Source organism: Amorphus orientalis, assembly GCF_030814015.1.
Classification (GTDB): Bacteria; Pseudomonadota; Alphaproteobacteria; order Rhizobiales; family Amorphaceae; genus Amorphus; species Amorphus orientalis.
In genome coordinates this window covers 1-24767 of record NZ_JAUSUL010000001.1, presented here as the reverse complement: position 1 = coordinate 24767, position 24767 = coordinate 1, and the positions used below count along the sequence as shown (strand labels likewise).

Here is a 24767-nt window from a genome sequence, read left to right as displayed (position 1 = left end):
ACTGCAAAGGAGATCGACATGACCAAGCCGATCCGCAAGACGACCCTCAGGAGCCTGGCCGCGTCGGCCGGCATCGCCGCGCTTCTTTCCGCCGGTGCCGCCACCGCCCAGGACGCGCAGCCGGGCGAAGGCGCCAACGTCGTGCCGCTCAAGTCATCCATCGCCGAGGAGACCTTCCAGACCCTCCTCGTCATGAAGGCGCTCGAAGAACTCGGCTACGACGTGGAAGACATCAAGGAGCTCGAGTACGCCGCCGGACACGTGGCGATCGCCAATGGCGACGGCACCTTCATGGCGGACCACTGGGATCCGCTGCACGTCGACTTCTTCGAGGAAGCCGGCGGTGACGAGAAGATCTACCGTGAGGGCGTCTACTCGCAGGGCGCGCTGCAGGGCTACCTGATCGACAAGAAGACGGCCGACGAGCACAACATTACCAATCTCGGCCAGCTCAAGGATCCGGAGATCGCCAAGCTCTTCGACAACAACGGCGACGGCAAGGCGGATCTCGCCGGCTGCACGCCGGGCTGGGGCTGCGAAAAGGTGATCGAGCATCAGCTGGACGAGTTCGGCCTGCGCGACACGGTCACCCACAACCAGGGCTCCTACTCCGCCATCATCGCCGACACGATCACCCGCTACGAGCAGGGCGAGCCGGTGCTCTACTACACCTGGACCCCGTACTGGGTGTCGGGCGTCATGGTCCCGGGCAAGGACGTCACCTGGCTGAACGTTCCGTACTCGTCGCTGCCGGGTGAGCGTTCCGACGTGGACACGGCGCTTCCGGATGGCTCGAACTACGGCTTCCAGGCCAACAATCAGCGCATCATCGCCAACAAGGCGTGGGCGGAAGAGAATCCGGCGGCGGCCGAGCTGTTCTCCATCATGAAGCTCTCCGCCAACGACATCAGCGCCCAGAACCTGCTGATGCAGCAGGGCCAGGACAGCGAGGCCGACATCGAGCGCCACGCCGACGCCTGGATCAATGCGCACCAGGACACCTGGAACCAGTGGCTCGACAAGGCGCGTGCCGCAGCGCAGTAAACCGCGCATCGCATGACCTGAAAAAGCCGGCGGCAACGCCGGCTTTTTTTTGGCCGGAGGTCCCGGTGACGATGGTTCGAGAGTGCCGATCCCGAGCGAGCGGGTGCCCTTGGTGCAGTGCACACAAATTCTGAGTCTGCGGATGGGTCGTTGCGCCTGCAACTAAAAGTGTCGTCGGAGTCCAGCTTCACGCAAGGCACGCTGATTAGCGCTTACTAATTCGCGTCTTTTACAGAAGAAGGGAACAACTGATGAAACGCTCATTGCTTGCCGGCGCCTGTGCTCTGGCCCTCCTCGTGTCGCCTGTTGCAGCGAACGAATTCGAGGCTCCGCTCAAGGAACTGGCCAATTCGGAAATCATCGCGATCGCCGCGGCCCCGGAAGTCATCGCCGCCGTGAAGGCTCAGAATGCAGAGACTGCCGGCTATGATCAGGCGACCATCGACGCCGCCGACGCCACGTGGCGGGAAGAGGTTTCCGCGAGTTCGAGCCCGATGATCGACGCGGTTCTCGCCCGCCCGGCCTCCTCGTTCCTCGCGGCCAAGAAGGACGGGTCGTCGGGCCTCTACACCGAGATCTTCGTCATGGACGCCAAGGGCCTGAACGTGGCTCAGAGCGACGTCACCTCCGACTACTGGCAGGGCGACGAGGCGAAGTGGCAGGAGACCTACGGCAAGGGTGCGGATTCCCTGCACCTGTCCGACGTCGAGCTCGACGAGTCCTCCCAGACCTACCAGAGCCAGGTCTCCGTACCGGTCGTCGACGAGAACGGCGACGTCATCGGCGCGCTCACCGTGGGCGTGAACGTCGAATATCTGATGATGTAGTCCGGACGGTCGCACGGCGGCCGATTGATCACGACCTCCTTCCGGCAGGCGGAGAGAGTTATGTCGAACGAGAAGACTGGGGCTGCGCCGGGCGCGCATGCCCCCACAAAGAGGAAGACGCTTCGCACCCGCGTGGCGCTGGTGGTGTTTGCGGCCGTGGCCGTCGGCTTCATGCTGACGACGGCGCTCAACTATTTCAACGAGTCCAGCCGCAAGGAGGCCGACCTCGTTGAGACGCACAAGCAGATGACGTCCCTGTTCGCCGCCCAGCTTTCCGGCGCCGTGCGGTTCGGCAAGGCGGAGGCAATCGACGAAGCCGCCGACAAGCTGATCGCCAGTGAAGGAAGCTATGCGGACTATGTCGCGTCCGTCGCCGCGGATGGCGCGCCCATCACGCAAGTCGGCCAGGATGCGACCGGAATTGGGCTCGTGGTCGCCGAGCGGGCTGTTGCCGAGAAACAGGTGGTCAATCTCGTCGACGGCGTCATGCATTTCACGGCTGCCCCGGTGTATTTCGGGGCGGACGATGCCGTGATCGGCAGCGTTGTCGTCGCCTGGGACAACAGCGCTTCGTGGGCTGCGCTCCGAAACCGGTCGTTCCTCAGCATCGGCGAGGCGATCATCATCGCCATCGTCGTGGCGCTTCTGATCGACTTCGCCATGCGGCGTTGGATGAGCCGTCCGATCGCAGGCGTCGTCGCCATGATGGATCGGCTCGCCTCGGGTGACACCGACTTCGAACCGGAGGGAACCGAGCGGAACGACGAGATCGGCACGATGGCCCGATCCGTGGCCGTGTTCCGCGAGAACGCGATCGAACGGCGTCGGCTCGCCGAGGCCCAGGAGATCGAGCAGCGCGAGCGCGAGGCCCGTCAGCAGCGGACAGATGCCCTGATCGCCGGCTTCCGCGAGGAAATCCGGGGCCTGCTGGGCCAGATCGGCACCAACATGAGCCAGATGCAGTCGACCGCGTCGGAGCTGATGGGCATTGCCGATACCGCCAGTGACGGGGCGTCCGGGGCGGCGGCCGCCTCCCAGTCCGCCTCCGACAACGTCCAGAACGTCGCCAGCGCGTCGGAAGAGCTTGCGGCTTCGATCGGCGAGATCGGGCGGCAGGTCGCCGACACCAACGACGTGGTGGCGCGTGCCTCGGAAGGCACCCGCAGCACCAACGAGAAGATCTCCGGGCTCGCGGAATCCGCCCAGAAGATCGGTGAGGTGGTGGAACTCATCTCCGACATCGCCGCCCAGACCAACCTCCTGGCGCTGAATGCGACCATCGAGGCGGCCCGGGCCGGCGAACACGGGAAGGGCTTCGCGATCGTCGCCGCCGAGGTGAAGACGCTGGCCAGCCAGACCGCCAAGGCGACCGAGGAGATCAGTGCCCAGATCGCCGCGGTCCAGACCTCCACCAATGACTCCGTCGCCGCGATCCAGTCGATCAGCGACATCATGGAGGAGGTGATCCGCTGCACCGCTGCCATCGCGGCCGCAGTGGGACAGCAGGGTCAGGCGACGGCCGACATCTCGCGCAACGTGGCGGAAGCAGCCTCGGGCACCCGGGACGCCGCCGAGCGGATTTCCGGGGTGACGGCGGTTGCCGCCCAGACCACGGAAGCGGCCGCCGCCGTGGAAACGACGTCCAGCGGCGTCGCATCGCAGACGGACGAACTGCGGAGCGTCGTTGACCGTTTTCTTGCCGACGTTGCCTAATCCTCAGCCGCGTACGTCTGCAAGAAGCGAGCGACCCGGGCATCCCACGCAATGCCCGGGTCGTTTTGCGTTACGGGCCCTGATCTTCCCGAGGGCTCGGGAACCCTCGGGCCGGCTCTCTCGTTGAACCATTAAGATACCTGACGCCGATGCCCTATTCGTCCCGCGTTTTTAGGTTGTTTTAGGCAAGGCTCACGCAAGCATTGGCTGGCAATACTGATCGTGTTGAAGCAACGGAGCCCGCGACGCCCCCTCGGCGCGGATCCGGCAAAAAAAGACCGCAGCGCCTGCTTCCCCCTCCAGGCGCGCGGTCCAACAACCCGGACGTCGCCCGTGTCCCCTCCCCCACGTGGCGCGGCGTCCTCCTCAAGGCCCGGACCAAGCAGAAGTGCGGTCCGGGCCTTTTTCTTTTTCGGCGTCAGACAGATGTCTCGGGCGGGCTCGCCGAAGGGGTGGTCGCCGGATCCCGTCCGCCGCGCAGTGCCACGTAGATCGCCGGAATCACCAGCACCGTCAGCAGGGTCGAGGACGCCAGCCCGAACAGGAGCGAGATCGCCAGACCCTGAAAGATCGGATCGGTCAGGATCACGGCTGCGCCGATCATCGCCGCAAGGGCGGTCAGGAGGATCGGCTTGAACCGGATGGCGCCGGCTTCCAGCAGCACGTCGAGCAGCGACCGGTCCGGCGCGCGGGTGTGGCGGATGAAATCGGCCAGCAGGATCGAGTTGCGCACGATGATGCCGGCCAGCGCGATGAAGCCGATCATGGAGGTCGCGGTGAACGGAGCCTGGAACAGCCAGTGCCCGATCATGATCCCGATCAGGGTGAGCGGGATCGGAGTCAGGATGACCAGCGGCAGCTTGAACGATCCGAACTGGGCCACGACCAGGATGTAGATGCCGAGAATGGCGACGCCGAACGCGGCCCCCATGTCCCGGAAGGTCACCCAGGTCACTTCCCACTCACCGTCCCACAGAAGCGTCGGGGTGCTCTCGTCCTCCGGCTGGCCGTGCAGCTTGATGGCCGGCTTCGGCACGTCGCCCCAGTCGATCTCGTCGAGGGCGTCCCGGACGGCGAGCATGCCGTAGATCGGCGCCTCGTACTCCCCGGCGAGCTCGGCCTGCACCATCTCCGCCGCGCGACCGTTATGCCGGAAGATCGGATAGGACGCCGACTCGCGGTGCACCTCCACCACGTCGCCGAGCTCCACGATCGAGCGGTCGCCGGGCAGGGCGTTGGCGGCGACGGGCGTGGCCAGCGTGCGCTCGTCGACGACCTTGCCGCTCTTGTCGAGCGCGACGGTGATCGGGATCGGCTGCCGGCCGCCGCCGCGATGGGAATAGCCCACGGTCCGCCCGCCGAACAGCGCGCCGACGGTGTCGTACACGTCGGCCTGCTCGACCTTGTAGTATTCGAGATTGGCCTGATCGATGGCGACGCGGACCCGTTCGGCCGGCGTGCCGAAGGAATCGTCCACGTCGACGATGAACGGGACGCTCTCGTAAGCTTCGCGCACCTTGGCTGCGACCGCGCGCCGGGTCTCCGCGTCCGGACCGTAGATCTCGGCCAGAAGCGTCGCCAGAACCGGCGGACCCGGCGGCGGTTCCACCACCTTGAGCGATGTGCCGGCGGGCATGTCGAGCCCCTCGAGCCGCGCACGCATCTCCAGCGCGGTCTCGTGGCTGGTGCGGTCGCGCTCCTCCTTCGGCAGGAGATTGACCTGGACGTCGCCCATTTCCGGCGCGCTGCGCAGATAGTACTGGCGCACCAGGCCGTTGAAATTGAACGGCGCCGACGTGCCGGCATAGGTCTGGAAAGAGACGGCCTCCGGCAGGTCCGCCAGCCGGTCCACGACCTGCTGCAGGACCCGGTTCGTGTCCTCGACGGACGAGCCTTCCGGCAGATCGACGACCACCTGCAGCTCCGTCTTGTTGTCGAACGGCAGCAGCTTGACGGTGACGTCCTTGGTGTAGAGCAGCGCCATGGAGGCCAGCGTCGCGATCCCGACCAGGATCAGGAACAGCCAGGCGCGCACCCGGGTGCGGATGATCGGGCGGGCGACCGCGATATAGACGCGGCCGAGGGCGCTCGTCCCGCCGCCGTGGGTGTCGCCGGTGTGTGCGTGCGGCTCCTTCGGCCCGAACTTCATCATCAGCCAAGGCGTCAGGATCACGGCGACGAAGAACGAGAAGACCATCGCCGCCGACGCGTTGGCCGGGATCGGCGCCATGTAGGGACCCATCAGCCCGGACACGAACAGCATCGGAAGCAGCGCGGCGATGACCGTCAGGGTCGCCACGATGGTCGGATTGCCGACCTCCGCGACCGCCTCGATCGCCGCCTGGACCCGGGATCGTCCGTCGCGCATCGCCCAGTGCCGGGCGATGTTCTCGATCACCACGATGGCGTCGTCCACCAGGATGCCGATGGAGAAGATCAGCGCGAACAGGCTCACCCGGTTGATGGTGTAGCCCATGATGTTGGCGGCGAAGAGGGTCAGCAGGATCGTCGTCGGGATGACGACCAGCGTCACCATCGCTTCGCGCCAGCCGATCGCGAAGCCGATCAGCACCACGATGGAGACGGTGGCCAGGCCCAGGTGGAACAGGAGCTCGTTCGCCTTCTCGTTGGCGGATTCGCCATAGTCCCGGGTGATGGCGACGTCGATGTCCTCGGGCAGGATCTGGCCGCGCATCAGGTCGAGCCGGTGCAGGATCTCCTCGGCGATGACGACGGCGTTGGTGCCGGGGCGCTTGGCAATCGCCAGCGACACGGCGGGGACGCGTGAAAGGTCGCCGCCCTCGCCCACACGCACGTCGTTGACGCGTACCTCATTGGGGCTGGTGGCAAGCGTCACCTCGGCGACGTCGCGGACATAGACCGGGCGGCCGTCGCGGGCGGTCAGGAACAGGTTGCCGATCTCCGGGCCGGTCTGCAGCGTCTGCCCGGCCACGAGCGCGCGCTGCTGCTGCTCCTCCCGCACCCGGCCGATCTGGACCGACTGGTTGGCGCCGCGGATCTTCTGGGAGAGTTGCTGCAGCGTCACCCCGTAGAGGGAGAGCTTTTCCGGATCCGGCTCCACCCGCAGTTCTTCCGGCTGCTCGCCCACGATGTAGGTGAGGCCGACATCCGGCAGCTTGGCCATCTCGATCTGGAGTTCCCGGGCGAGACGGGTCAGTCCGTTCTCGGTCCAGCGCCCGGCCGCCTCCGGCTTCGGCGTCAGCGTGACGACGACGATGGCGACGTCGTCGATGCCGTGACCGACGATCAGCGGTTCGGGAATCCCGACTGGAATCCGGTCCATGTTGGCGCGCACCTTCTCGTGCACGCGCAGGATGGCCGCGTCCTGGCTGGTCCCGACCAGAAAACGGGCCAGCACCACCGCCCCGTCGTCCTGGGTGCGCGAATAGACGTGCTCGACCCCGTCGATGCTCTTGATGATCGTCTCGAGGGGTTCGGTGACCAGCTTGACCGCATCTTCCGCCTTCAGACCGTTGGCCTGGACGTGGAGCTCGACCATCGGCACGGAGATCTGCGGCTCCTCCTCGCGCGGCAGCGTGATCAGGGCGACGATGCCGAGCGCGAACGAGGCCAGCAGAAAAAGCGGAGTGAGGGGCGATGTGATGAAGGCCTTGGTCAGGCCGCCGGCAATCCCGAGCTTCATGGCAGCACCACCTGATCGCCGGCGTGCAGTCCGGTGAGGATCTCGATGCGCTCCGCACCGTCGATGGTGACGGGCTCGCCGATGATGACGGCGACATCCTGCTCGCCGGCCTCGCCGGCAATGCGCACATAGTCGATGCCGTGGACCGTCTTGATGGCCCCGGGCGGCACGGCGATGACGCTGCGCTTGCCGACGGGAATGCGCACCAGCGTGCGCTCGCCCACGAAGTAGTCGCCGAGGGTCGTCACCTCGACGTCGGCGATGACGCGCCCCTCCTCGATTTCCGGATAGACCTTGGCGACCCGCCCTTCCTTGGCGGCGCCGACCTGGGCCGCCTGCGCCGGCGACAGGCCACGCTGTCCGATCTGGACCGCCTGACCTTCCTCGATCTCGGAGGCATGCCGCTCGGGAAGGGACAGCCGCAGGAAGTAGCCGCCGCTCGCGATCCGAGCGATCTCCTCGCCGGCGAGAACGACGGATCCGACCGTCAGGGGCACGGTCAGCACCCGGCCGCTGGCCGGGGCGAGCACGTTGCCCTCCCGTGCGCGCTGTTCGATGACGGCCTTTTCGGCCTGGGCGGCGGCGACCTGATTGACGATCACGTCATAGGCGGTCTGCGCCTCGTCCAGCCGGCTCTGGGCCGCGACGCCGCGTTCGAGGAGCTGCTTCGCCCGGCCGAGTTCGGTCCGGGCGTTGGTCATCTGGGAATCCAGCGCCTTGATCCGGGCCTCGGCGGCGGACATCTCGATCGCGATCTTGTCGTCGACCACGACCGCGATCACGTCGTCCTTCCGGACCTGGCTGCCCTCCGTCACGCGGATCTCGCGGACGGTTCCGCCGATGCGGGCGCGGGCCGGCGTCACGGTCCGGCTCTCGACGCGGCCGAAGACGGCCTTCATCTCCGGTACGACGACCGGTTCGATCACCAGGTTTGCCGCGGCTGCGGGAGTTGCCGCCAGCAGGCTCAAGGCGAGAAGGGACGCGCGCATCATCACGAACTCGGCGTTGTCCGGTCCGGCGGGTGCCGGAACGGGCGAGGGATGGGGCCGGCGCGGAGCCGGCATTGCGGAAAGAGGGGCGGCCGGACGCGGGTCGGTCCGGCCGGCCGGTCACTGGAAGGCGCAGCCGGTCTTGATGCCGAGCCGCTTGAAGATGATGGCGGCCGGGCAGAAGCCGGTCATCGAGGCCTGGATCAGGTTCAGACCGACGAAGGCCGTCAGCAGGTACCAGTACGGCGACACGGAAAAGCCGAGCGCCAGCGAAACGAGGATCACGAAGCCGGCGAACATCATCACGGCGCGGTCAACGGTCATGTCAGTCTCCAGGTGTTGGCCGAAAGTCTATTCGGCGGGTTCGATGTGGATGTCCTTGAGCTTCTTCACGCCAAGAAGGTCCAGGGCGAGATTTTCGTAGAAGGTCTCGCTCTTTCCCTGGCGCACCTTGTGCAGGAAGTACTTCTCGAAACCGATCTTGGCGGCGTGGACCCAGCGGCCCTGGGAGGACCAGTTCACGTTGCGCGGCGGGAGCTGCGGCTGGGCGACGAACGCGATGCCGCTGTCGCCGAAATCGGCCAGACAGACCGCATTCCAGGTGGCGACGGCACGGGGCTCTTCGCCGGCCACGAGGGCCGCGATGTTGTGGGCCGTGGCGGTGACCATGGATTCGATCATGAAGCCGGTCTTCGGAACTCCGACGGGCAGCGGCGTCTTGCCGACCGGCGGAATGGCGACACACACCCCGATCCCGAAGACGTTCGGGAACGCCGGGTTGCGCTGGTGCTTGTCGATCTGGATGAAGCCGCGCGGATTGGTCAGCCCGTCGATGCCGGCAACGGCGGCCACGCCGCGAAACGCCGGCAGCATCATCGAGTAGGCGAACGGCAGCTCGTGCTCGGCCTTGACGGCCCCGTCGTCGCCGACCTCCTCCACGTGCATCACCCCCGGGGCGACCTTCGCCGTTCGGGCGTTGGTGATCCACTTGATGTGATGCTCGCGCATGGCGCTCTCGAGGAGCCCCTTGGTGTCGCCAACCCCGTCGAGGCCGAGATGGCCGACATAGGGTTCGGGCGTGACGAAGGTGATCGGCACCTGGTCGCGGACCTTCGCCTGCCTCAGCGCGGTATCGAGGACGAACGCGAACTCGTAGGCGGGTCCGAAACAGGACGCGCCCTGCACCGCGCCGACCACCACCGGGCCGGGCTTGCGGACGAGCTCGTCGAATGCGGTCCTGGCGCGCTCGGCATGGTCGACCATGCAGATCGACTGGGTATTGCCCTCCGGGCCGAGCCCTTCGATCTCGTCGAACGCCAGATCCGGCCCGGTGGCGATCACGAGATAGTCGTAGCTGAGCTCGGTTCCGTCGTTGAGCTCGATCCGATTGTCTTCCGGATGCACGCGCCTGGCGCCTTCGGGGCGGAAGCCGATGTCGCGCTTGGCGAGAATCGGCGCCAGCTCGACGGTCACGTCCGCCGTTTTGCGCCAGCCGACCGCGACCCAGGGATTGGACGGGACGAAGGAATAGGTCGGCCCGTTGTTGATGATGGTGACGTTGCCGCCGCCGCGAAGCTTGTCCTTGATCTCGTAGGCCATGATGACCCCACCGAGACCTGCACCAAGTATGACGACCTCTGTCATGGCCGTTCCTCCCTACGGTTCTGCGTTTTTTGGGCAGTTAACCAGCGTCCAGCTTGCGGCCTTTCGCGCGGCGTATCCTTGAGCGAACGCAACGTCCGGTGTTGCGGATTTGGCGGGTCGGACGGGGCGCGGCCCATGACCGATCCGCCGATCACCGTGGAGTTGCATATAACATTAGAGAATGCTAAATTCAATACTATGAATGTAATGGACATGAAGCCTGCCGCCGGCGAGGCGGCCGAACTGATGCGCAGCCTCTCTCACCCGCAGAGGCTCCTGGTCCTGTGTGCGCTCGGTCGGGAGGAAAAGTCGGTGAGTCAGCTCCGGGCGGAGCTCGATGTGGCGCAGGTCCCCATGTCCCAACAGCTCATGCGGCTGAGGGCGGACGGGCTCGTGGAATCCCGCCGCGAGGGCACCACCCAGTATTACCGGATCACCCGGCCGGAAGTGCTGATCATCGTCGACGCGCTCCATTCGGCGTTCTGTCCGCCGCCGGCCGCGGGGGAGGGCGTTTAGGAACCTCGGGGACGGCGATCAGTCAGCCTGCCACGCCCGGCGCAGGTCGTCGGCGGTGGCGAGCTCCAGGCCGCCTGCCGTGACCAGCTCAGCCGTGGCGCGGACGATCGACGCGTTGTCGGGCGCGGTCGTTCCGTCCGGAAGGTGCAGATTGTTCTCGAAGCCGACCCGCATGTGGCCGCCGAGAAAGGCGCCGGTGGCCACGCAGGCCGCTTCCCGGGGCCCGAACGCACAAACGCTCCAGTGCCCGAACGAGGGCTGGCCCGGTGCCAGGAAGGGCAGCAGGTCGGCCGGCGCAGAGCGCTGTCCGGGCGTGTAGCGACCGAGCACGTAAAGGACCGGCACGTCTGCGGCCGCCAGAACGCCCCGATCGCGAAGGGCGGCCAGCCGGACCGCGTCCTCCGGCGCATAGAGAATGATCTGCGGGACGATCCGCTCCCGCGCCATGAAGGTCATCAGGTCGGCGAAGGCGGGAACCGCGGCCTCGTCGGGGCAGATCTCGCGGAGCGCCAGCGAGGCCGCCTCGGGCCGGAGATCGCGCACCAGGGCAATCTGCTCTTCCGGCGAATAGATGCCGAGCGCCTCGGTCGTGATCTGGACGACGAGACGGTCGCCGACGGCCTCCCGGATCGCCGTCGTTGCCGCGCGATAGGCGTCGGCATCGAGGAGGTGCCCGCCATTCCCGTCGCGGACGTGGACGTGGATCATCGCGGCGCCTGCATCCGCGGCCGCTTCCGCCGTCGCCGCCAGATCCGAGGGCGTCAGCGGGATGGCCGAATGGTCCGCCCTGGTCCTCCGGCCCCCGTTGGGAGCGAGCGCCAGCGCGACGGGTGACCTCGGTTCGCTCGTCATCCTTTCCGTCTTCGCCTCCTTCTGGCGCCCGCATGTCACAATCGGCGCATTCGTCTCGTCATGGTCGTGCGCGCCGAGCGCCACGGCTCCGGCCGTTCGGACCGTGTCGATACCGACTGGAGAACGCAAGATGCATCCCCGACTGAACTTTGCCGAAGCCTCCCCCGAAGGCCTCAAGGCCATGCGGACTTTCGAATCCTATGTCCGCAATTGCGGTCTGGAGACCAGCCTGATCGAGCTGGTGAAGACCCGCGCCTCCCAGATCAACGGCTGCGCCTACTGCATCCACATGCACACAAGCGACGCCCGAGCGGAGGGCGAGAGCGAGGAGCGGCTCTATCTGCTGTCCGCCTGGCGGGAGTCCCCGCTCTACACGGACCGCGAGCGGGCGGCGCTGGCCTGGACCGAAGCACTCACCCGGCTTGCGGAGACGGGTGCACCGGACGAAGACTACCGGGCCATCGAAGACGCCTTCACCGAAAAGGAGCGCGTGGATCTGACCTATCTGATCGGCGCCATCAATGTGTGGAACCGGCTGGCGGTCGGAATGCGGGCGATCCACCCGGTGGCGACGGCCTCCGCCGCGGCGGAGTGACGGACGGGCGGAATGACTCTGGAGCCACAGGAGGGATCGGTGTCCACGCCGGCACTTGATGCGTTCGAAGCCAATCGGGTCCGCCTGTTTTCGATCGCCTACCGGATGCTCGGTTCGGTTGCCGATGCCGAAGACGCGGTCCAGGACGCGTTTCTGCGCTGGCACGGTGCCGACACGGAAAAGGTCGCGGAGCCAGCGGCCTATCTCACCCGTGTCGTCACCCGGCTCGCACTGGACCGGCTGAAGAGTGCAAGCCGCAGGCGCGAAACCTATGTCGGCCCGTGGCTGCCCGAACCGATCGTCGAGGACCCCGATCCCTCGGCGGACCTCGATCCGGTCGGCGAAGGTGTCTCCATCGCGCTGATGCTGGCGCTCGAGCGGCTGTCCCCGCTCGAGCGTGCGGCCTTTCTCCTGCACGACGTCTTCGACATCGGTTTCGACGAGGTCGCGACGGCGCTCGGCCGGACGCCCGCCGCCTGCCGCCAGCTTGCCAGCCGGGCCCGGTCGCAGGTGCGCTCGGAGCGGCCGCGCTTCGTTCTCGACGCCGTTGATCGGGACCGCATCGCCGACGCCTTCTTCGCGGCGGTCAGAAGCGGCGATGCAGCTCACCTGCAGGCTCTTCTCGCCGAAGACGCAACCCTGCGGACGGACGGGGGCGGCCGCGCCCGGGCGGCCCTCAACGTCATCGCCGGCCGGGACCGGGTGGCCCGCTTCTTCGCCGGGCTGGCGAAAAAGGCGGGCGCCGGGCCGCCGCGCTTCGTCCGGCCGATGCGGATCAACGGGCTTGCCGGACGCTTTTCGGTGGAGGCGGACGGGGCCCGCCAGACGATGGCGCTCGACATCGAGGACGGGCGGATCCGTGCCGTGTACGTGACGCGCAATCCGGACAAGCTGCGGCATCTGGAACGGTTTCTGCCGCCCGGCCTGGCGGAGGAATGAGGCCATCCCGGACCGGCATCGCCCGATGCCTTGAAGATTTCTTCTCAGAAATTTTGGAACAACGGTCTGAATTCGTCGTTAGCCGACACGACAAAGCGAGCGCATTGCTCGCAAGTCGAAGGATAGATTGAGATAGGTTAAACCGATCTCATCAAGGGAATTCATATTCCAGATCCGGAATATGCGAAATTTAGCTGAATTGGAAGTAAACCGTGGTCCGGTCAAGGCGGCCGGTCGATGGTTTGCGCCCGAAATACCTCGCCCTAAGAGGAAGCCGATTCACATTTGTGAAAAGGAGGCATGCATATGTTTTTGAAGACCACGTCCGTCGCCGCCGTCGCGCTGTTCGCCGGGATGAGCGTTCCCGCCATGGCGCAGAGCGACAACTCCAACATGAACTCGGGTGACTGCAGCGTCGTCAATCAGCAGATCGAGCAGCAGTTCGCCAACAATCCCGAGCAGCGGGCCGAGTACAGCGGTCAGATGATGCGCGATCTGCGCGAGCTGCGGGATGCGGCCCAAACGCTCCAGGCCTACGGCAAGACCGAAGCCTGCCAGTCGATCGCCGATGCGGTTCACGACATCACCGAGAATCCCGGGGATGCGAAGCAGTCGCGGATGGACCAGACCGGCAATCAGCAGTCCGGGAACCAGCAGAACGCGCAGACCCAGCAGCAGGCCAGCAACAGCCAGCAGCAGAACATGAACGCTGACCAGGCTCAGGCCCAGGGTCAGCCGACCTTCCAGAACGCCACCGCGATCGGAGAGATGGACGGTCAGGTGCGCGCCGACAACATTCTCGGCGCCGATCTGCGCAGCCGCGACGACGAATGGATCGGCGAAGTCGACGATCTCGTTCTCGGCAACCAGGGTCATCCGACCTATGCGGTCGTGACCTATGGCGGCTTTCTCGGCCTCGGCGAAGAAGCCTCCGCGGTTCCCTTCGAGATGATCCACGTCGCGCAGGGCGATGAAGTCTACTACCTGCCGATGTCGGAAGAGCAGCTCGAAGACGCGCCGCGCTTCGATCAGGGCAATTTCGAGTGGACCCGTGACGAACAGTGGCGCACCCAGAACGACGACTACTTCAATTCGCTCGGCAACGAGCAGAACGCCGGGTAAGCGTCCCGCATGATCATGGCGCGCGGTCGCTGATCGGGCCCCAATCGGGCCGATCGACCTGATCGCCGCGTCGAAATGGACCCGTCGGCCCTCGGTCGGCGGGTCTTTCGCCGTCCGGGGCCATGGCGGCAGAAGCCGGACGAGCGGGAAACCTCTTCGTCCTCGCATCGTTGACGGGGCAAGCTCCGCCAATTGCGTCAGGGACGGCGATCCTCTGGACAGGAGGAAATCATGAGCAGCGACGCCAAAGACAGGAAAGCGCAGGCCCGGCGGTTTATCTCCGGCGCCCGAACCTACTCCGAGGAGCTGGGTCTCGATCTGTCGCGCAACACGCCCTCGCCGCTGTTCCGCTGGCTGGTCGCCTCGTTGCTCTTCAGCACCCGGATTTCCGCCGATCTCGCCATGTCCGCTGCCGAGGCTCTCAGCCGGCAAGGCTGGACCACGCCGCAGAAGATGAAGGCCGCGACGTGGGAAGACCGCACCCGCGTTCTGAACGAAGCCGGGTACGCTCGCTATGACGAAAGCACGTCAGAGCGGCTCGAAGACTTGTCCGACAAGCTGATCCGGGACTATGGCGGCGATCTGAGGAAGCTCCGCGAAAAGGCGGACGGCGATCCGGCCACGGAGCGCCGGCTCCTCAAGGAATTCAAGGGGATCGGCGACACCGGCGTCGACATCTTCTGCCGGGAAGCGCAGCTCGCATGGCCCGAACTGCATCCCTATGTCGACCGGAAGTCGCTCGAAAGCGCGCGGAAGCTGGGGCTGGCGGAAACCGGCGAGGATCTCGCCAAGCTGGTCGATCGGGAAACGTTTCCGCGCCTGCTCGCTGCGCTCGTCCGCGCGGACCTGTCGAAACAGAACCGGTCCTGATCCTGCGGCCTGCGCGGTGCGCGCGGTCGCCATCTGGCAAGGTTCAAAAAAGGAGACCCGAATGGTCCCGATGTGGCTTCACTGGCTCGCAATCGTCTCGGTCGCAGCCGGCATCGTCTGCGCCGTCTGGATCGCGCTCGACGAGCGCAAACATCCGCAGCACATGTGGATCATGAACCTGGTCTGGCCGCTGGTGGCGCTGTCCGGCAGCCTCTTCGTCCTTTGGGCCTATCACCGGATCGGCCGCAATGTTTCCTCGGGCGAGGGCGGCCAAGAGGGCGGACACGGCGATAGCTCCTTCCCGGTCTCCGTCGGCAAGGGCACCTCGCACTGCGGCGCCGGCTGCACGCTGGGCGACATCGTCGCCGAATGGCTCGTGGTGCTGGTTCCGGTGATCGCGGTCTGGTTCGGCTACCGCTCGATCTTCAGCGAGAAGATGTTTGCGGTGTGGATCGTCGATTATCTGTTCGCGTTCGGGTTCGGGATCGCCTTCCAGTACTATTCCATCAAGCCGATGCGCGGACTGTCGCCCTGGCAGGGGCTCGTGGCCGCGGTGAAGGCCGACGCGCTGTCGCTGACCGCCTGGCAGGTCGGCATGTACGGCTTCATGGCGGTCGCCCATTTCTGGCTGTTCGGAGCGCTTTTGGGAGCGAAGCTCGAGGTTGTCTCCATCGAGTTCTGGTTCATGATGCAGATTGCCATGATCTGCGGCTTCGTGACGGCCTATCCGGTCAACTGGTGGCTGATCCGCTCCGGCATCAAGGAAGCGATGTAACTCCCGGGCCAGCACCGCAGGACACAAAAAAGGCCGGCCGTGAATTGCGGCCGGCCTTTCTTTTTGCGGAGGCGACGATGGATCAGGCCGAGGCTGCGTGGGCCTTCGGTTCGCGCTCCCAGAAGCGCACGCCGCGGCAGGCCTCGACGAACCCCTTGGCATCGCTCCCCGACGTCAGCGCGAAGAAGCCACCGTCCAGTTCGTCGACGCCGGCGCGATCGAACAGCGACGTCGCCGGCTTGTTGTAGGCGATGAACTTGGCGTGGGCGAAGGCGTCGGAGACGAAGTCCTTGGCGGTGGCCTCGTTCTCCAGCGTCTGGACGCCCTCGGCGCTGGTGAGGATCGCGACGGCATCGTAGAGCAGCGAAGGGCCGCCGTTCACCTTCTGCTGCGCCTCGATCCAGGTGCCGTCGGAGGCCTCGACGCCGCCGACCTCCGGGGCGACGAACTCGATCAGGGCCCCTTCGGCCTCGAGCGCCTGCTTCAGGCCCTTCACCAGATCGATATCGACCCCGTCGGTCACCAGGCAGCCGACCTTGCGGCCCTTGAAGCTGTCCGGTCCGTTCAGCAGGATGGAGAGCTTCGGCGAGGCTTTCAGGTCGGTCTTGGTCGGCTTCGCCGCATCGGCGGGCGCGGGCATCTCCTTGAGCCGCAGGCCGCCGGCGACCTTCTTGGCGAGATCCTCGTCGATGTTGAGGAGATGCGACACGACCCGGGCGCGGATGGCCGGAGTTTCCACCTTGGACAGCTCGAAGATCAGGGCATCGGCGATGTGCCGCTGCTCGGTCTCCGTCTGGGAGATGTAGAACTGGCGGGCCTGGCTGTAGTGGTCGGCGAACAGCTCGGCGCGGACACGCCGTTTCTCCCCTTCCATCGGCTCGGGATGGGAGCGGAACCCGCGCTCCGGATCCTCGCGCGGACCGCCTTCTTCCGGACCCCACGAGTTCGGCTCGTAGTTGGCGCGGCCCTTCGGGTTGGTGAAGGCCATGTGGCCGTCCTGCTGGAAGTGGTGGAACGGGCAGCGCGGCGCGTTGATCGGCAGGTGGGAGAAGTTCGGACCGCCGAGGCGCTTCAGCTGGGTATCGAGATAGGAGAAGTTGCGGCCCTGCAGCAGCGGGTCGTTGGTGAAGTCGATCCCGGGAACGATGTTGGCGGTATGGAAGGCGACCTGCTCGGTCTCGGCAAAGAAGTTGTCGACGCAGCGATCCAGCACAAGGCGTCCGACCGTGCGGATCGGCACATCCTCCTCGGGAATGAGCTTGGTCGCGTCGAGCACGTCGAAGTCGAACTTGTCGGCGAAATCGTCGTCGAAGAGCTGCAGGCCCAGCTCCCACTCCGGATAGTCGCCCATCTGGATCGCGTCCCACAGGTCGCGCCGGTGGAAGTCCGGGTCGGCGCCGTTGAGCTTCAGCGCCTCGTTCCAGACAACCGACTGCATGCCGAGCTTCGGCTTCCAGTGGAACTTCACATAGGTCGACTTGCCCTCCGCATTGATCATGCGGAACGTGTGGACGCCGAAGCCTTCCATGAACCGCAGCGAGCGGGGGATCGTGCGGTCGGACATGATCCACATGACCATGTGCATCGCTTCCGGCATCAGCGACATGAAGTCCCAGAAATTGTCGTGGGCGGTCTGGGCCTGGGGGAAGCCGCGGTCCGGTTCCTGTTTGGCGGCATGGATCAGGTCGGGAAACTTCATCGCGTCCTGGATGAAGAACACCGGGATGTTGTTGCCGACGATGTCCCAGTTGCCTTCCTTGGTGTAGAGCTTCACCGCGAAGCCGCGCACGTCGCGGGCGAGATCGGCCGAGCCCTTGTTGCCGGCAACGGTCGAGAAGCGGACGAAGGCGTCGGTCTTCTCGCCGGCGCGCTGGAAGATGTCGGCCGAGGTGATGTCGGAAAGCGACTCGTAGGTCTCGAAGAAGCCGTGGGCGCCGTAGCCGCGGGCGTGCACGATGCGCTCGGGAATGCGCTCGTGGTCGAAGTGGAACATCTTCTCGCGGAAGTGCTGATCCTCCAGCAGGGTCGGGCCGCGCGCGCCGGCCTTCAGCGAATTCTGATCGTCGGAGACGGGCATTCCCTGCTGGGTGGTCAGCGGTTTGACGTCGCCGCCCGCGACCTGATGGGTCTCGCCGCCGGTGCCCCTGAGCACCTTCTGGTCGGCGAAGGCGGTATCCTTGAGTTCGGATGCCTTGGAAGTGGCCATCTGCGGCTCCCTGGTTTCGTCGGAAGGTCGACTGTCGGAGCCCCTCAGCCCTTGACCTGTTCCAAAGAAACCAAGGAAGGCGGGACGACGTTCCCGCACCTCCCGCCGATTTTCGCGGCTGCGGCTATTGCGCCTCGCCGCCCGGTCGGAGCCTGACCCACGCCTCCGCCATCATGGCGCCGATGCCGGCCAGCAGGACCAAGAGTGCCACGAGCCCGCCGACGAACGGGATGAACAGCACCAGAACCAGCACGATCGTGCCGGCGATCAGCCAGCCGATCTGGCTGCCCACGCCGGGGATCCCCGGCCCGCGCAGGGCGCGGCGCAGCAGAAGTCCGACGGCGAGAGAGGCGGCAGCGAGGCCGAACAGCTTGATCATCGCAAGGGCCGGCAGCAGCGCCAGGCCGGCAGGGAGACCGAGCACCGAGACGATGAGCGTCATCGAGAGGACGAGTCCTCCGAGGACCACGGCCACGCCGAGCCCCAGACTGGCCAGGGGCCGGTCCAGCGCCCGGGTGGCGGCGCCCAGACCGAGACCCGGAAACGCCGCCTGAATCAGGCTCAGCATGGCGATCACGCAGATGAGCCAGGAGACGGCGAGGACCAGGCCGATCCCGATCAGGGCGAGCCCGATCTTGCGCAGATCCGGCAGGTTCAGTTCCTTGCGGGTGATCTCCCCGTCGATCTGCGCGCCTTCGGCGATCTGAGGCGGATCGGGGCTTCGATACTCCAGTCCGCCACGCAACTGCGCGTTTTCGCCGATCACGATGTGTTGGGCGATCACGTCGATCCTGGTTTCGAAGGTGCCGTTCAGCACGATGCGCCGTGCGGCCGCCTTGAGGGAGCCGGCCATCCGCCCATCGATCTGCAGCGTTTCGGCGGCCAGCCGGGCGTCCCCGGTGACGGTGCCCGAGCTGGTGATTGCGATGCGCCGGGCTGCGGCGATCATGTCGTCCTGGACTTCGCCGGAAATGGACAGCCGGTCGGCCACCGAGATCAGGTCGGAGGCCGCCCCGCTGACGAGCGACACCTCGTAGCCGGCGATGATCGCGGTCCCCACTTCCGCTCCGTCGATCGTCACGTCCTGGCCGGCGGCCACCACATCGTTGCGCACGTCGGCGGAAATCGTGACGGAGCGGCCGGCCAGGAACTGCATGTCGTCCCTGCTCGCGGAGAGCACCACCTCCTCGCCCGTGCCGGGGACCGTCTGTGCATGGGCCGCCGCGCCGCCGGAAAGGGCGGCGACGATCACCGCGCCCGCCTGAAGGGCCGCCGCAACCGCTTTGCGAATGGTCAGCCCCCGGCAGACCGCACGCCTCAGCCGTCCGTCGGGCTCCACGTCCGGCCGGTGCCGCCCACCCCGGTGCGTCGGTCGGAACCCCTCGTCAGCCCGCTTCGGTGCCATTGCCCCATCTCCGATGATCGGCCGCGCGATCCGGCACGTCTCAGCCTGGGTCGACCATGACTCCACTATCCGTCCGCGCACAATGGCGTATTGCACCATGCCGCTCCGCCGTGTCCGGCATCGTGGCCGGTTGTGGGCCGATCTTGATCGCGACACCTTGTCTCCCCATGTCTTCTCCTACCCGTGGTAGATCGCGGGAACTGCCGGGTCGGCTCCGTTGTATTTTCAGCCGAATTCATAATTTAGAATTATTTTAACTTGAAATCGGCCGCCTGCCGGCATCTTAGATGCGATTTGTTCTAATTTAGACTTGTCTTTTTCTTCTTGACGAGAAGGCGGTGGCTTGTGTTTTCTCAGGTCACTGAATGCGGCCGGGCAATCGCAGGTTGACCGGTCGGAGTGTTGAGGCGTTCATGATCGTTTGCTCCTGCAACGCATTGTCCCACCACGATATCCGTGAGGCGGTCTCACGGGTCCGAGCGGTTCGTCCGGTCGGCCCGATCACCGTCGGCCAGCTCTATCGTGCGCTCGGCAAGCGTCCGAAGTGCGGGAACTGTCTCAGCCACGCCACCGAACATGCCCGCCTGCACGACACCGCCGGTGGCGGCGAATGCTGCAAGTGCCCGGGTGCGCGCTGCTGGAGCTGCGAGCGGGTCGAGGCGGCCGACATTCTCGATGTCGACGGCGCCGCCGCCTGAAGATCTTCCGTCCTAATTGGAGCTGCGTGAGTCGGGATTAATCGCCGATAGGGGCGTATTGTTTTCCGAAACAGGTTTAGCCGGGTAGTATATTTTAATTATTCTATTTACTGTCTTTTCGGTTATTGTTGACTTTGCTGGCTAATGCACAACATTCCTCCGCGGGAGGCCGCTGGCGATAGGTCGAGCGGTTGCTTTCTGTGTGAATTCGATCCAGGAGGAAACAATGCTGGGCAGTACTCTGCGGCTGACGGTTGCCGCGGCCATCGTGGCGTCGATCCCCGCCGCGGCCGCCGCGCAGGGCGAGGTGAACATCTATTCCTCGCGCCACTACGACAATGACGAGCAGCTCTACAGCGGGTTCGAGGAAGCCACCGGCATCAAGGTCAATCGGATCGAGGACAGCGCCGACGTTCTCATCGAGCGGATGAAGAGCGAGGGCCGCAACAGCCCGGCCGATGTCTTCATCGCCACCGACGCCGGCCGTCTCTGGCGCGCCGAGGAGGCGGGCCTCCTGCAGCCGGCCCATTCCGAGCTGATCGCCGAGCGGGTGCCCGAGCATTTCCGCCATCCGGACGGCCTTTGGACCGGCTACTCCAAGCGGGCGCGGATCATCTTCTACGACAAGGACGGCGTGGAAGACGTGCCGGAGACCTATCAGGATCTGGCCGACCCGAAATATGAGGGCATGGTCTGCACCCGGTCCAGCTCCAACATCTACATGCTGTCGCTGCTCGCCTCCATCATCGAGAATGAGGGCGAGGACGCGGCCGAGGAATGGGCGCAGGGCGTCTGGAACAACCGGGCCCGCGATCCCCAGGGCGGCGACACCGACCAGCTGCGCGGCATCGTCTCGGGCGAGTGCGACATTGTGCTGGCCAACCACTACTACTTCGTCCGCGGCGTCGCCGGAGACGTGTCGGGCCTGACCGGGAGCACCGACGAGATCGGCGTCGTCTTCCCGAACCAGGACACGACCGGCACCCACGTGAACATTTCCGGGGCGGGCATGGCGGTGAACGCTCCCCATCCGGACAACGCGCTGGCCTTCCTGGAATATCTGGCGAGCGCCGACGCCCAGGAATATTTCGCGGCCGGCAACTATGAATTCCCGGTGTCCTCCGACGTCGAGAACGCGGGTCCGGTGGCCGATCTCGGCACCTTCAAGGAGGACGAGATGAACCTGTCGAAGCTCGGCGAAAACCAGGCTGCGGCCCAGGCGATCTACGACCGGGTCGGCTACAAGTAAGATCGGCCCTTGCCGATTGTTCCATCTGGGCCGGGCGCCGAAAGGCGCCCGGCCTTTTTCGTCACGCAGCCTTCCGTTGGGCCCGCAGGAAGGCGTGGCCGTCGTCGCAGCCGAGCTCGAACGTCCGGCGGACACCGTCCGGATCGCTGAAATCGGCCTTGTCGGTCGGCACCTCTTCGGACGGATAGACGTAGACGCAGCCGTCCCGCTCGGGGATATGGCGGTAGCGCCGGGTCAGGAGCATCAGACAGGTCTCCCCGTCCTTGCAGTCCGGGCGCGGCGCATTGTCGATCACGCCGCCGTCGATCACCTTGTCGCCGTCCCAGTGGCGGATCGGAAACAGCGGTGGCACCGCGGCGGCCGTCACGATCAGGTCGACGAGCCGTCCGTCCCGTGCCGCCTGGCGGCCATCGACGATTATCGGCTCGGCGCCGGCCCGCCGCGCATAGAGCTGGTGCGGCGAGGAGCGCCAGTGCAGATCGAGTTCGTAGACGGCGATGGTCGCAACGGCGCCGAGACGTCCGGGTCCCTTCAGCGGACGGGCCAGATGGACGGAGAATGCGGGCCCCTCGGCCACTGCCTCGACAGCCTCCTTTTCCGCGAAGGTGGACTCCACGATGTCGCGATAAAGCGAGTGGTGCGGAAGCACGTCCCTGTGATCGGTGATCGCTTCCGGATCCATGTTGGAATCGCGCCGGGAAAACCGGTCCGTCATGATGTCGAGCAGGCGGTTGGCGAGGCCGGCGGTGTAGACGCTGGCGGACAAGGCGCCGCCGCTGACCGCCGCGATCCTGTTGGGCCTGAGCCCGATATCCTCGGAGACCGCGGACAGAAATCCACCCTGCCAGAAGCAGCGGGTCCCCCCGCCGCCGAACGTGACCGCTTCGTACATGATGTCGGGCTCCCCGTTTGCGTCAGGGGAGGAAACCGCCAAGGTGGTGGAAAGATCCGTCCGGGGTTCAATCGGAAGGCGAACCGGCTGGCGGCATCGCTGCTACCGCGCGCCGGGGCGGCTCCTGGCGATCTGGCGGCTGAGCAGGATCACCGGCAGAAGCCCCACCGCCATAATTACCAACGACGGGGTCGAGGCCTCGGCAAGCCGCTCGTCGGAGGCGAGCCGGTAGGCCTGGATCGCCAGCGTGTCGAAGTTGAACGGCCGCATGATCAGGGTTGCCGGCAACTCCTTCAGGATGTCGACGAACACGATCAGGGCGGCCGTCAGCATCCCGCCGGAAATCAGCGGCAGGTGCACCCGGAACAGGGTGGCGCCGGGTCCGGCGCCGAGGGTCCGCGCGGCGGCGTCGATCGATGGCGTGATCTTGCCGAGGCTGGCCTCCAGCGTGTTCAGCCCGACCGCCATGAAGCGGACCATGTAGGCGAAGACCAGCGCGGCGATCGTGCCGGTCAGGAGCAGGCCGGTGGAGATGTCGAAGGTCGCGCGCATCCAGGAATCAAGCGCGTTGTCGAAGGTGGTCAGCGGGATCAGCAATCCGACCGCGATGATCGAGCCGGGCAGCGCGTAGCCAAGGCTGACCAGCCGGTTGGAGAGCGTGGTCATGGCGCCGGGCCGCATCCGGGCGGCATAGGCCAGGATCAGACCCACCAGGACGGTCGCTGCGGCGCCGCTTCCCGCGAGCGTGAAGGAGTTCAGGATCAGCCCGACATACCGCTCGCCGAACAGGGCATGGGCGTTGAGCCAGCTCAGCCGGCCCAGGATCAGGAGCGGAAGGACGAACCCGAGCAGGATCGGCAGCACGCAGGCGACGGTGGCGAGCCCCGCCCGGACCCCGCGCAGCTGGTATTCCGGCAGCGCGTCGAACCGCCGTCCCGTGTCGAACCCGCGCCCGCCGCGCTGGATGCGCTCGATCAGGAAGATCAGGAGAACCACGCTGACCAGCGCCAGCGAGAGCTGCGCGGCTGCGACCCGGTCGCCCATGGAAAACCAGGCGCGGTAGATGCCGGTCGTGAAGGTCTGCACGCCGAAATGGGCGACGGTGCCGAAGTCGGCGAGCGTTTCCATCAGTGCCAGCGTGATGCCGACGGCGATCGCCGGACGCGCCATCGGCAGGGCGACCCCGAGGAAGGATCGCCAGGGCCCGCGCCCGAGGGTTCGCGCCACTTCCAGCGTACAGGCCGACTGGTTGAGAAAGGCCGTTCGGGCCAGCAGGTAGACATAGGGATAGAGCACGAGGGTGAACATCAGCGCCGCGCCCTCAAGCGAGCGGATCTCCGGGAACCAGTAGTCGTTCGGTCCCCAGCCGGTCGCGGCGCGCAGCCAGGTCTGCACAGGCCCCGGATGCTGCAGGAAGTCGGTGTAGGCGTAGGCGACCACGTAGGAGGGGGCCGCGAACGGCAGGATCAACGCCCATTCCAGGACCCGTTTGCCGGGAAAGCGGCACATGGTGACCAGCCAGGCCGTGCCCACGCCGGTGACGAACACGCCGCAGGTCACCGCCAGCACGAGCAGCACGGAGTTGCGCACATAGGTGGGCAGGACCGTCGACAGAAGGTGGCCCCATGTGCCGGAGTCCACCCCGAAGGCCGCCGCGACGACGGCCACCAGCGGCGAGAGCAGCAGGATGGACAGCGCAAGCGACGTCCAGGCGAGCCAGCCGACCCGGGCCATCGGCCGCGCCTTTCTCCGGCCGGATGCCGGCGTGGCGACGATCTCCTGCGCCAAATCGGTCAACTGAAGCTCCGTACGCGGGTCGGCCACCGCAGCGCCAGGGCGGACGCGGAACCGACGGATCAACTCGCGAAGAAGGGCTACATAGCGGCGCAGGGAGGCGGTGAAAAGCAAAAGGATCCAGGCTTTTACTGGAATAATTAAAGACTGGACGACCTTCCGGACGATGCGCAGAACCCGCCCGCGAGCCCGGCCGACGGAACGACATGTCTCCGACCGCATTGGTAGGGGAAGCCGCTGCCCGGTCCGTCCCGATCCGGCGCGGCGCAATCCCTCCGGCTTCGCGCCCCAGGTGCGGCGCGCCGCGCGAAGCGGAGACCAGAGAGAATGACCTCGACGACGAGGCAACCAGGAGAGTGAGTCCATGAAGGTTCCGCACGACACGCGTATCGTGGTGGCCGACGGCTCCCGCGCCCTCTTTCTGCGCAATGCGGGCGATGACGCCATGATCGATCTGGCGGTCCTCGAAAACGAGGAGCACGACAATCCGCCCACCCGGGAGCAGGGAACCGACAAGCCGGGCCGATTCAACGACGCCGGCCCCGGTCGCAGTGCGGTGGCCGATACCGACTGGCACGAGCTGGAGAAGGAGCGGTTCGCCCATCATCTGGCCGAGAGGCTCCAGAAGATGGTTCACAATCATCCCGAGACGAAGCTGATCCTGGTGGCGCCGCCCAAGGTCATGGGCGAGATGCGGCCGGCTCTTCACAAGGAAGTCACCCAGTGCGTGATCGGCGAGGTGACCAAGGACCTGACCAACCATCCGGTGGCGGAGATGGAGAAGATCCTGAAGGCGGACTGATCTGCGCCTGACGATTTGTTTTTTGGGCCGGCCGGTACCTATCGGCCGGCCCTGTTTCTTAAGGGTGATTCGGCGCCGATCAGGCCGCGCGGACGCGGGAGACGAAGGCGTCGACCTGGGCGCGCAGCGAGGTGGCCTGGTCGGAGAGGTCGGAGGCGGCCCGAACGATCT

At 66.1% G+C, this 24767-nt stretch carries 21 protein-coding genes; 12 read left to right on the top strand and 9 right to left on the bottom strand.

The annotated features are described in order from the left end of the window. The first annotated feature begins 18 nt into the window (after positions 1-18). The 3 genes from proX to J2S73_RS00095 all read left to right on the top strand — a co-directional run bounded on the left by proX (position 19) and on the right by J2S73_RS00095 (position 3584). Complete coding sequence (gene proX, locus J2S73_RS00105) at positions 19-1044, top strand: glycine betaine/L-proline ABC transporter substrate-binding protein ProX (RefSeq protein ID WP_306883388.1); 1026 nt, start codon at positions 19-21, stop codon at positions 1042-1044. A 251-nt stretch (positions 1045-1295) separates the two neighbouring features. Then, entirely contained in the window at positions 1296-1871 is a 576-nt protein-coding gene (locus J2S73_RS00100; protein WP_306883387.1) for a cache domain-containing protein, read from the top strand. A 60-nt stretch (positions 1872-1931) separates the two neighbouring features. Beyond that, positions 1932-3584, top strand: coding sequence for a methyl-accepting chemotaxis protein (locus tag J2S73_RS00095; protein WP_306883386.1), 1653 nt, complete (start codon positions 1932-1934; stop codon positions 3582-3584). Between the two features lie 418 nt (positions 3585-4002). Here J2S73_RS00095 and J2S73_RS00090 read toward each other — a convergent pair whose 3' ends face one another. From J2S73_RS00090 to J2S73_RS00075, 4 genes are all read right to left on the bottom strand, one after another. Continuing rightward, positions 4003-7248 (bottom strand): efflux RND transporter permease subunit, encoded by a 3246-nt coding sequence (locus J2S73_RS00090; RefSeq protein ID WP_306883385.1) that lies wholly within the window; start codon positions 7246-7248, stop codon positions 4003-4005. Further along, positions 7245-8240, bottom strand: a complete 996-nt coding sequence (locus J2S73_RS00085; RefSeq protein ID WP_306883384.1) for an efflux RND transporter periplasmic adaptor subunit — start codon at positions 8238-8240, stop codon at positions 7245-7247. The genes J2S73_RS00090 and J2S73_RS00085 overlap by 4 nt, the downstream gene beginning before the upstream one ends. Positions 8241-8357: 117 nt before the next feature. Beyond that, entirely contained in the window at positions 8358-8561 is a 204-nt protein-coding gene (locus J2S73_RS00080) for a YgaP family membrane protein (protein WP_306883383.1), read from the bottom strand. A gap of 27 nt (positions 8562-8588) precedes the next feature. Further along, the gene (locus J2S73_RS00075; RefSeq protein ID WP_306883382.1) at positions 8589-9881 is read right to left on the bottom strand and encodes an NAD(P)/FAD-dependent oxidoreductase; all 1293 of its coding nucleotides are present in this window, start codon (positions 9879-9881) and stop codon (positions 8589-8591) included. A 213-nt stretch (positions 9882-10094) separates the two neighbouring features. On the opposite strand from J2S73_RS00075, the gene J2S73_RS00070 reads away from it, so the two are divergent. Beyond that, positions 10095-10397 carry an ArsR/SmtB family transcription factor gene (locus J2S73_RS00070; RefSeq protein WP_306883381.1) on the top strand — a complete coding sequence of 101 codons (303 nt, stop codon included), beginning with the start codon at positions 10095-10097 and terminating at the stop codon, positions 10395-10397. Between the two features lie 18 nt (positions 10398-10415). Here the strand turns inward: J2S73_RS00070 and J2S73_RS00065 are convergent, their stop codons facing one another. Then, positions 10416-11249, bottom strand: coding sequence for a beta-keto acid cleavage family enzyme (locus J2S73_RS00065; protein WP_306883380.1), 834 nt, complete (start codon positions 11247-11249; stop codon positions 10416-10418). 130 nt (positions 11250-11379) lie between these two features. Here J2S73_RS00065 and J2S73_RS00060 point away from each other — a divergent pair, with 130 nt between their 5' ends. From J2S73_RS00060 to J2S73_RS00040, 5 genes are all read left to right on the top strand, one after another. Next, positions 11380-11844 (top strand): carboxymuconolactone decarboxylase family protein, encoded by a 465-nt coding sequence (locus tag J2S73_RS00060; protein WP_306883379.1) that lies wholly within the window; start codon positions 11380-11382, stop codon positions 11842-11844. Between the two features lie 12 nt (positions 11845-11856). Continuing rightward, entirely contained in the window at positions 11857-12783 is a 927-nt protein-coding gene (locus J2S73_RS00055; RefSeq protein WP_306883378.1) for a sigma-70 family RNA polymerase sigma factor, read from the top strand. A gap of 306 nt (positions 12784-13089) precedes the next feature. Further along, positions 13090-13905 carry a PRC-barrel domain-containing protein gene (locus J2S73_RS00050; protein ID WP_306883377.1) on the top strand — a complete coding sequence of 272 codons (816 nt, stop codon included), beginning with the start codon at positions 13090-13092 and terminating at the stop codon, positions 13903-13905. 231 nt (positions 13906-14136) lie between these two features. Then, positions 14137-14775 (top strand): hypothetical protein, encoded by a 639-nt coding sequence (locus J2S73_RS00045; RefSeq protein ID WP_306883376.1) that lies wholly within the window; start codon positions 14137-14139, stop codon positions 14773-14775. A gap of 61 nt (positions 14776-14836) precedes the next feature. After that, complete coding sequence (locus J2S73_RS00040; protein ID WP_306883375.1) at positions 14837-15550, top strand: DUF4396 domain-containing protein; 714 nt, start codon at positions 14837-14839, stop codon at positions 15548-15550. Between the two features lie 82 nt (positions 15551-15632). Here the strand turns inward: J2S73_RS00040 and katE are convergent, their stop codons facing one another. Both katE and J2S73_RS00030 read right to left on the bottom strand, forming a co-directional pair. Further along, the gene (gene katE, locus J2S73_RS00035; RefSeq protein WP_306883374.1) at positions 15633-17756 is read right to left on the bottom strand and encodes a catalase; all 2124 of its coding nucleotides are present in this window, start codon (positions 17754-17756) and stop codon (positions 15633-15635) included. A gap of 124 nt (positions 17757-17880) precedes the next feature. After that, complete coding sequence (locus J2S73_RS00030) at positions 17881-19161, bottom strand: polymer-forming cytoskeletal protein (RefSeq protein WP_306883373.1); 1281 nt, start codon at positions 19159-19161, stop codon at positions 17881-17883. 413 nt (positions 19162-19574) lie between these two features. Between J2S73_RS00030 and J2S73_RS00025 the strand changes: the two genes are divergently transcribed. Next, a complete protein-coding gene (locus tag J2S73_RS00025; RefSeq protein ID WP_306883372.1) occupies positions 19575-19859 on the top strand; it encodes a (2Fe-2S)-binding protein in 285 nt (94 codons plus the stop codon). Positions 19860-20085: 226 nt separating this feature from the next. After that, on the top strand, positions 20086-21108 hold the full coding sequence (locus tag J2S73_RS00020) for an extracellular solute-binding protein (RefSeq protein ID WP_306883371.1): 1023 nt from the start codon (positions 20086-20088) through the stop codon (positions 21106-21108). A 61-nt stretch (positions 21109-21169) separates the two neighbouring features. Here J2S73_RS00020 and J2S73_RS00015 read toward each other — a convergent pair whose 3' ends face one another. Then, positions 21170-22000 (bottom strand): patatin-like phospholipase family protein, encoded by an 831-nt coding sequence (locus tag J2S73_RS00015; RefSeq protein ID WP_306883370.1) that lies wholly within the window; start codon positions 21998-22000, stop codon positions 21170-21172. A 102-nt stretch (positions 22001-22102) separates the two neighbouring features. After that, complete coding sequence (locus J2S73_RS00010; protein ID WP_306883369.1) at positions 22103-23797, bottom strand: ABC transporter permease; 1695 nt, start codon at positions 23795-23797, stop codon at positions 22103-22105. A gap of 361 nt (positions 23798-24158) precedes the next feature. Between J2S73_RS00010 and J2S73_RS00005 the strand changes: the two genes are divergently transcribed. Beyond that, on the top strand, positions 24159-24596 hold the full coding sequence (locus J2S73_RS00005) for a baeRF12 domain-containing protein (protein WP_306883368.1): 438 nt from the start codon (positions 24159-24161) through the stop codon (positions 24594-24596). Positions 24597-24767 lie beyond the last annotated feature (171 nt).

Bases quoted from the DNA above. Each gene is read 5' to 3' on its own strand.
- J2S73_RS00060 (WP_306883379.1), top strand. From the start codon at position 11,380: ATGCATCCCCGACTGAACTTTGCCGAAGCCTCCCCCGAAGGCCTCAAG.
- J2S73_RS00020 (WP_306883371.1), top strand. From the start codon at position 20,086: ATGCTGGGCAGTACTCTGCGGCTGACGGTTGCCGCGGCCATCGTGGCG.
- J2S73_RS00045 (WP_306883376.1), top strand. From the start codon at position 14,137: ATGAGCAGCGACGCCAAAGACAGGAAAGCGCAGGCCCGGCGGTTTATC.
- katE (WP_306883374.1), bottom strand. From the start codon at position 17,756: ATGGCCACTTCCAAGGCATCCGAACTCAAGGATACCGCCTTCGCCGAC.
- J2S73_RS00095 (WP_306883386.1), top strand. From the start codon at position 1,932: ATGTCGAACGAGAAGACTGGGGCTGCGCCGGGCGCGCATGCCCCCACA.
- J2S73_RS00080 (WP_306883383.1), bottom strand. From the start codon at position 8,561: ATGACCGTTGACCGCGCCGTGATGATGTTCGCCGGCTTCGTGATCCTC.
- J2S73_RS00005 (WP_306883368.1), top strand. From the start codon at position 24,159: ATGAAGGTTCCGCACGACACGCGTATCGTGGTGGCCGACGGCTCCCGC.
- J2S73_RS00050 (WP_306883377.1), top strand. From the start codon at position 13,090: ATGTTTTTGAAGACCACGTCCGTCGCCGCCGTCGCGCTGTTCGCCGGG.
- J2S73_RS00055 (WP_306883378.1), top strand. From the start codon at position 11,857: ATGACTCTGGAGCCACAGGAGGGATCGGTGTCCACGCCGGCACTTGAT.
- J2S73_RS00090 (WP_306883385.1), bottom strand. From the start codon at position 7,248: ATGAAGCTCGGGATTGCCGGCGGCCTGACCAAGGCCTTCATCACATCG.
- J2S73_RS00070 (WP_306883381.1), top strand. From the start codon at position 10,095: ATGAAGCCTGCCGCCGGCGAGGCGGCCGAACTGATGCGCAGCCTCTCT.
- J2S73_RS00015 (WP_306883370.1), bottom strand. From the start codon at position 22,000: ATGTACGAAGCGGTCACGTTCGGCGGCGGGGGGACCCGCTGCTTCTGG.
- J2S73_RS00040 (WP_306883375.1), top strand. From the start codon at position 14,837: ATGGTCCCGATGTGGCTTCACTGGCTCGCAATCGTCTCGGTCGCAGCC.
- proX (WP_306883388.1), top strand. From the start codon at position 19: ATGACCAAGCCGATCCGCAAGACGACCCTCAGGAGCCTGGCCGCGTCG.
- J2S73_RS00075 (WP_306883382.1), bottom strand. From the start codon at position 9,881: ATGACAGAGGTCGTCATACTTGGTGCAGGTCTCGGTGGGGTCATCATG.
- J2S73_RS00065 (WP_306883380.1), bottom strand. From the start codon at position 11,249: ATGACGAGCGAACCGAGGTCACCCGTCGCGCTGGCGCTCGCTCCCAAC.
- J2S73_RS00100 (WP_306883387.1), top strand. From the start codon at position 1,296: ATGAAACGCTCATTGCTTGCCGGCGCCTGTGCTCTGGCCCTCCTCGTG.
- J2S73_RS00025 (WP_306883372.1), top strand. From the start codon at position 19,575: ATGATCGTTTGCTCCTGCAACGCATTGTCCCACCACGATATCCGTGAG.
- J2S73_RS00030 (WP_306883373.1), bottom strand. From the start codon at position 19,161: ATGGCACCGAAGCGGGCTGACGAGGGGTTCCGACCGACGCACCGGGGT.
- J2S73_RS00085 (WP_306883384.1), bottom strand. From the start codon at position 8,240: ATGATGCGCGCGTCCCTTCTCGCCTTGAGCCTGCTGGCGGCAACTCCC.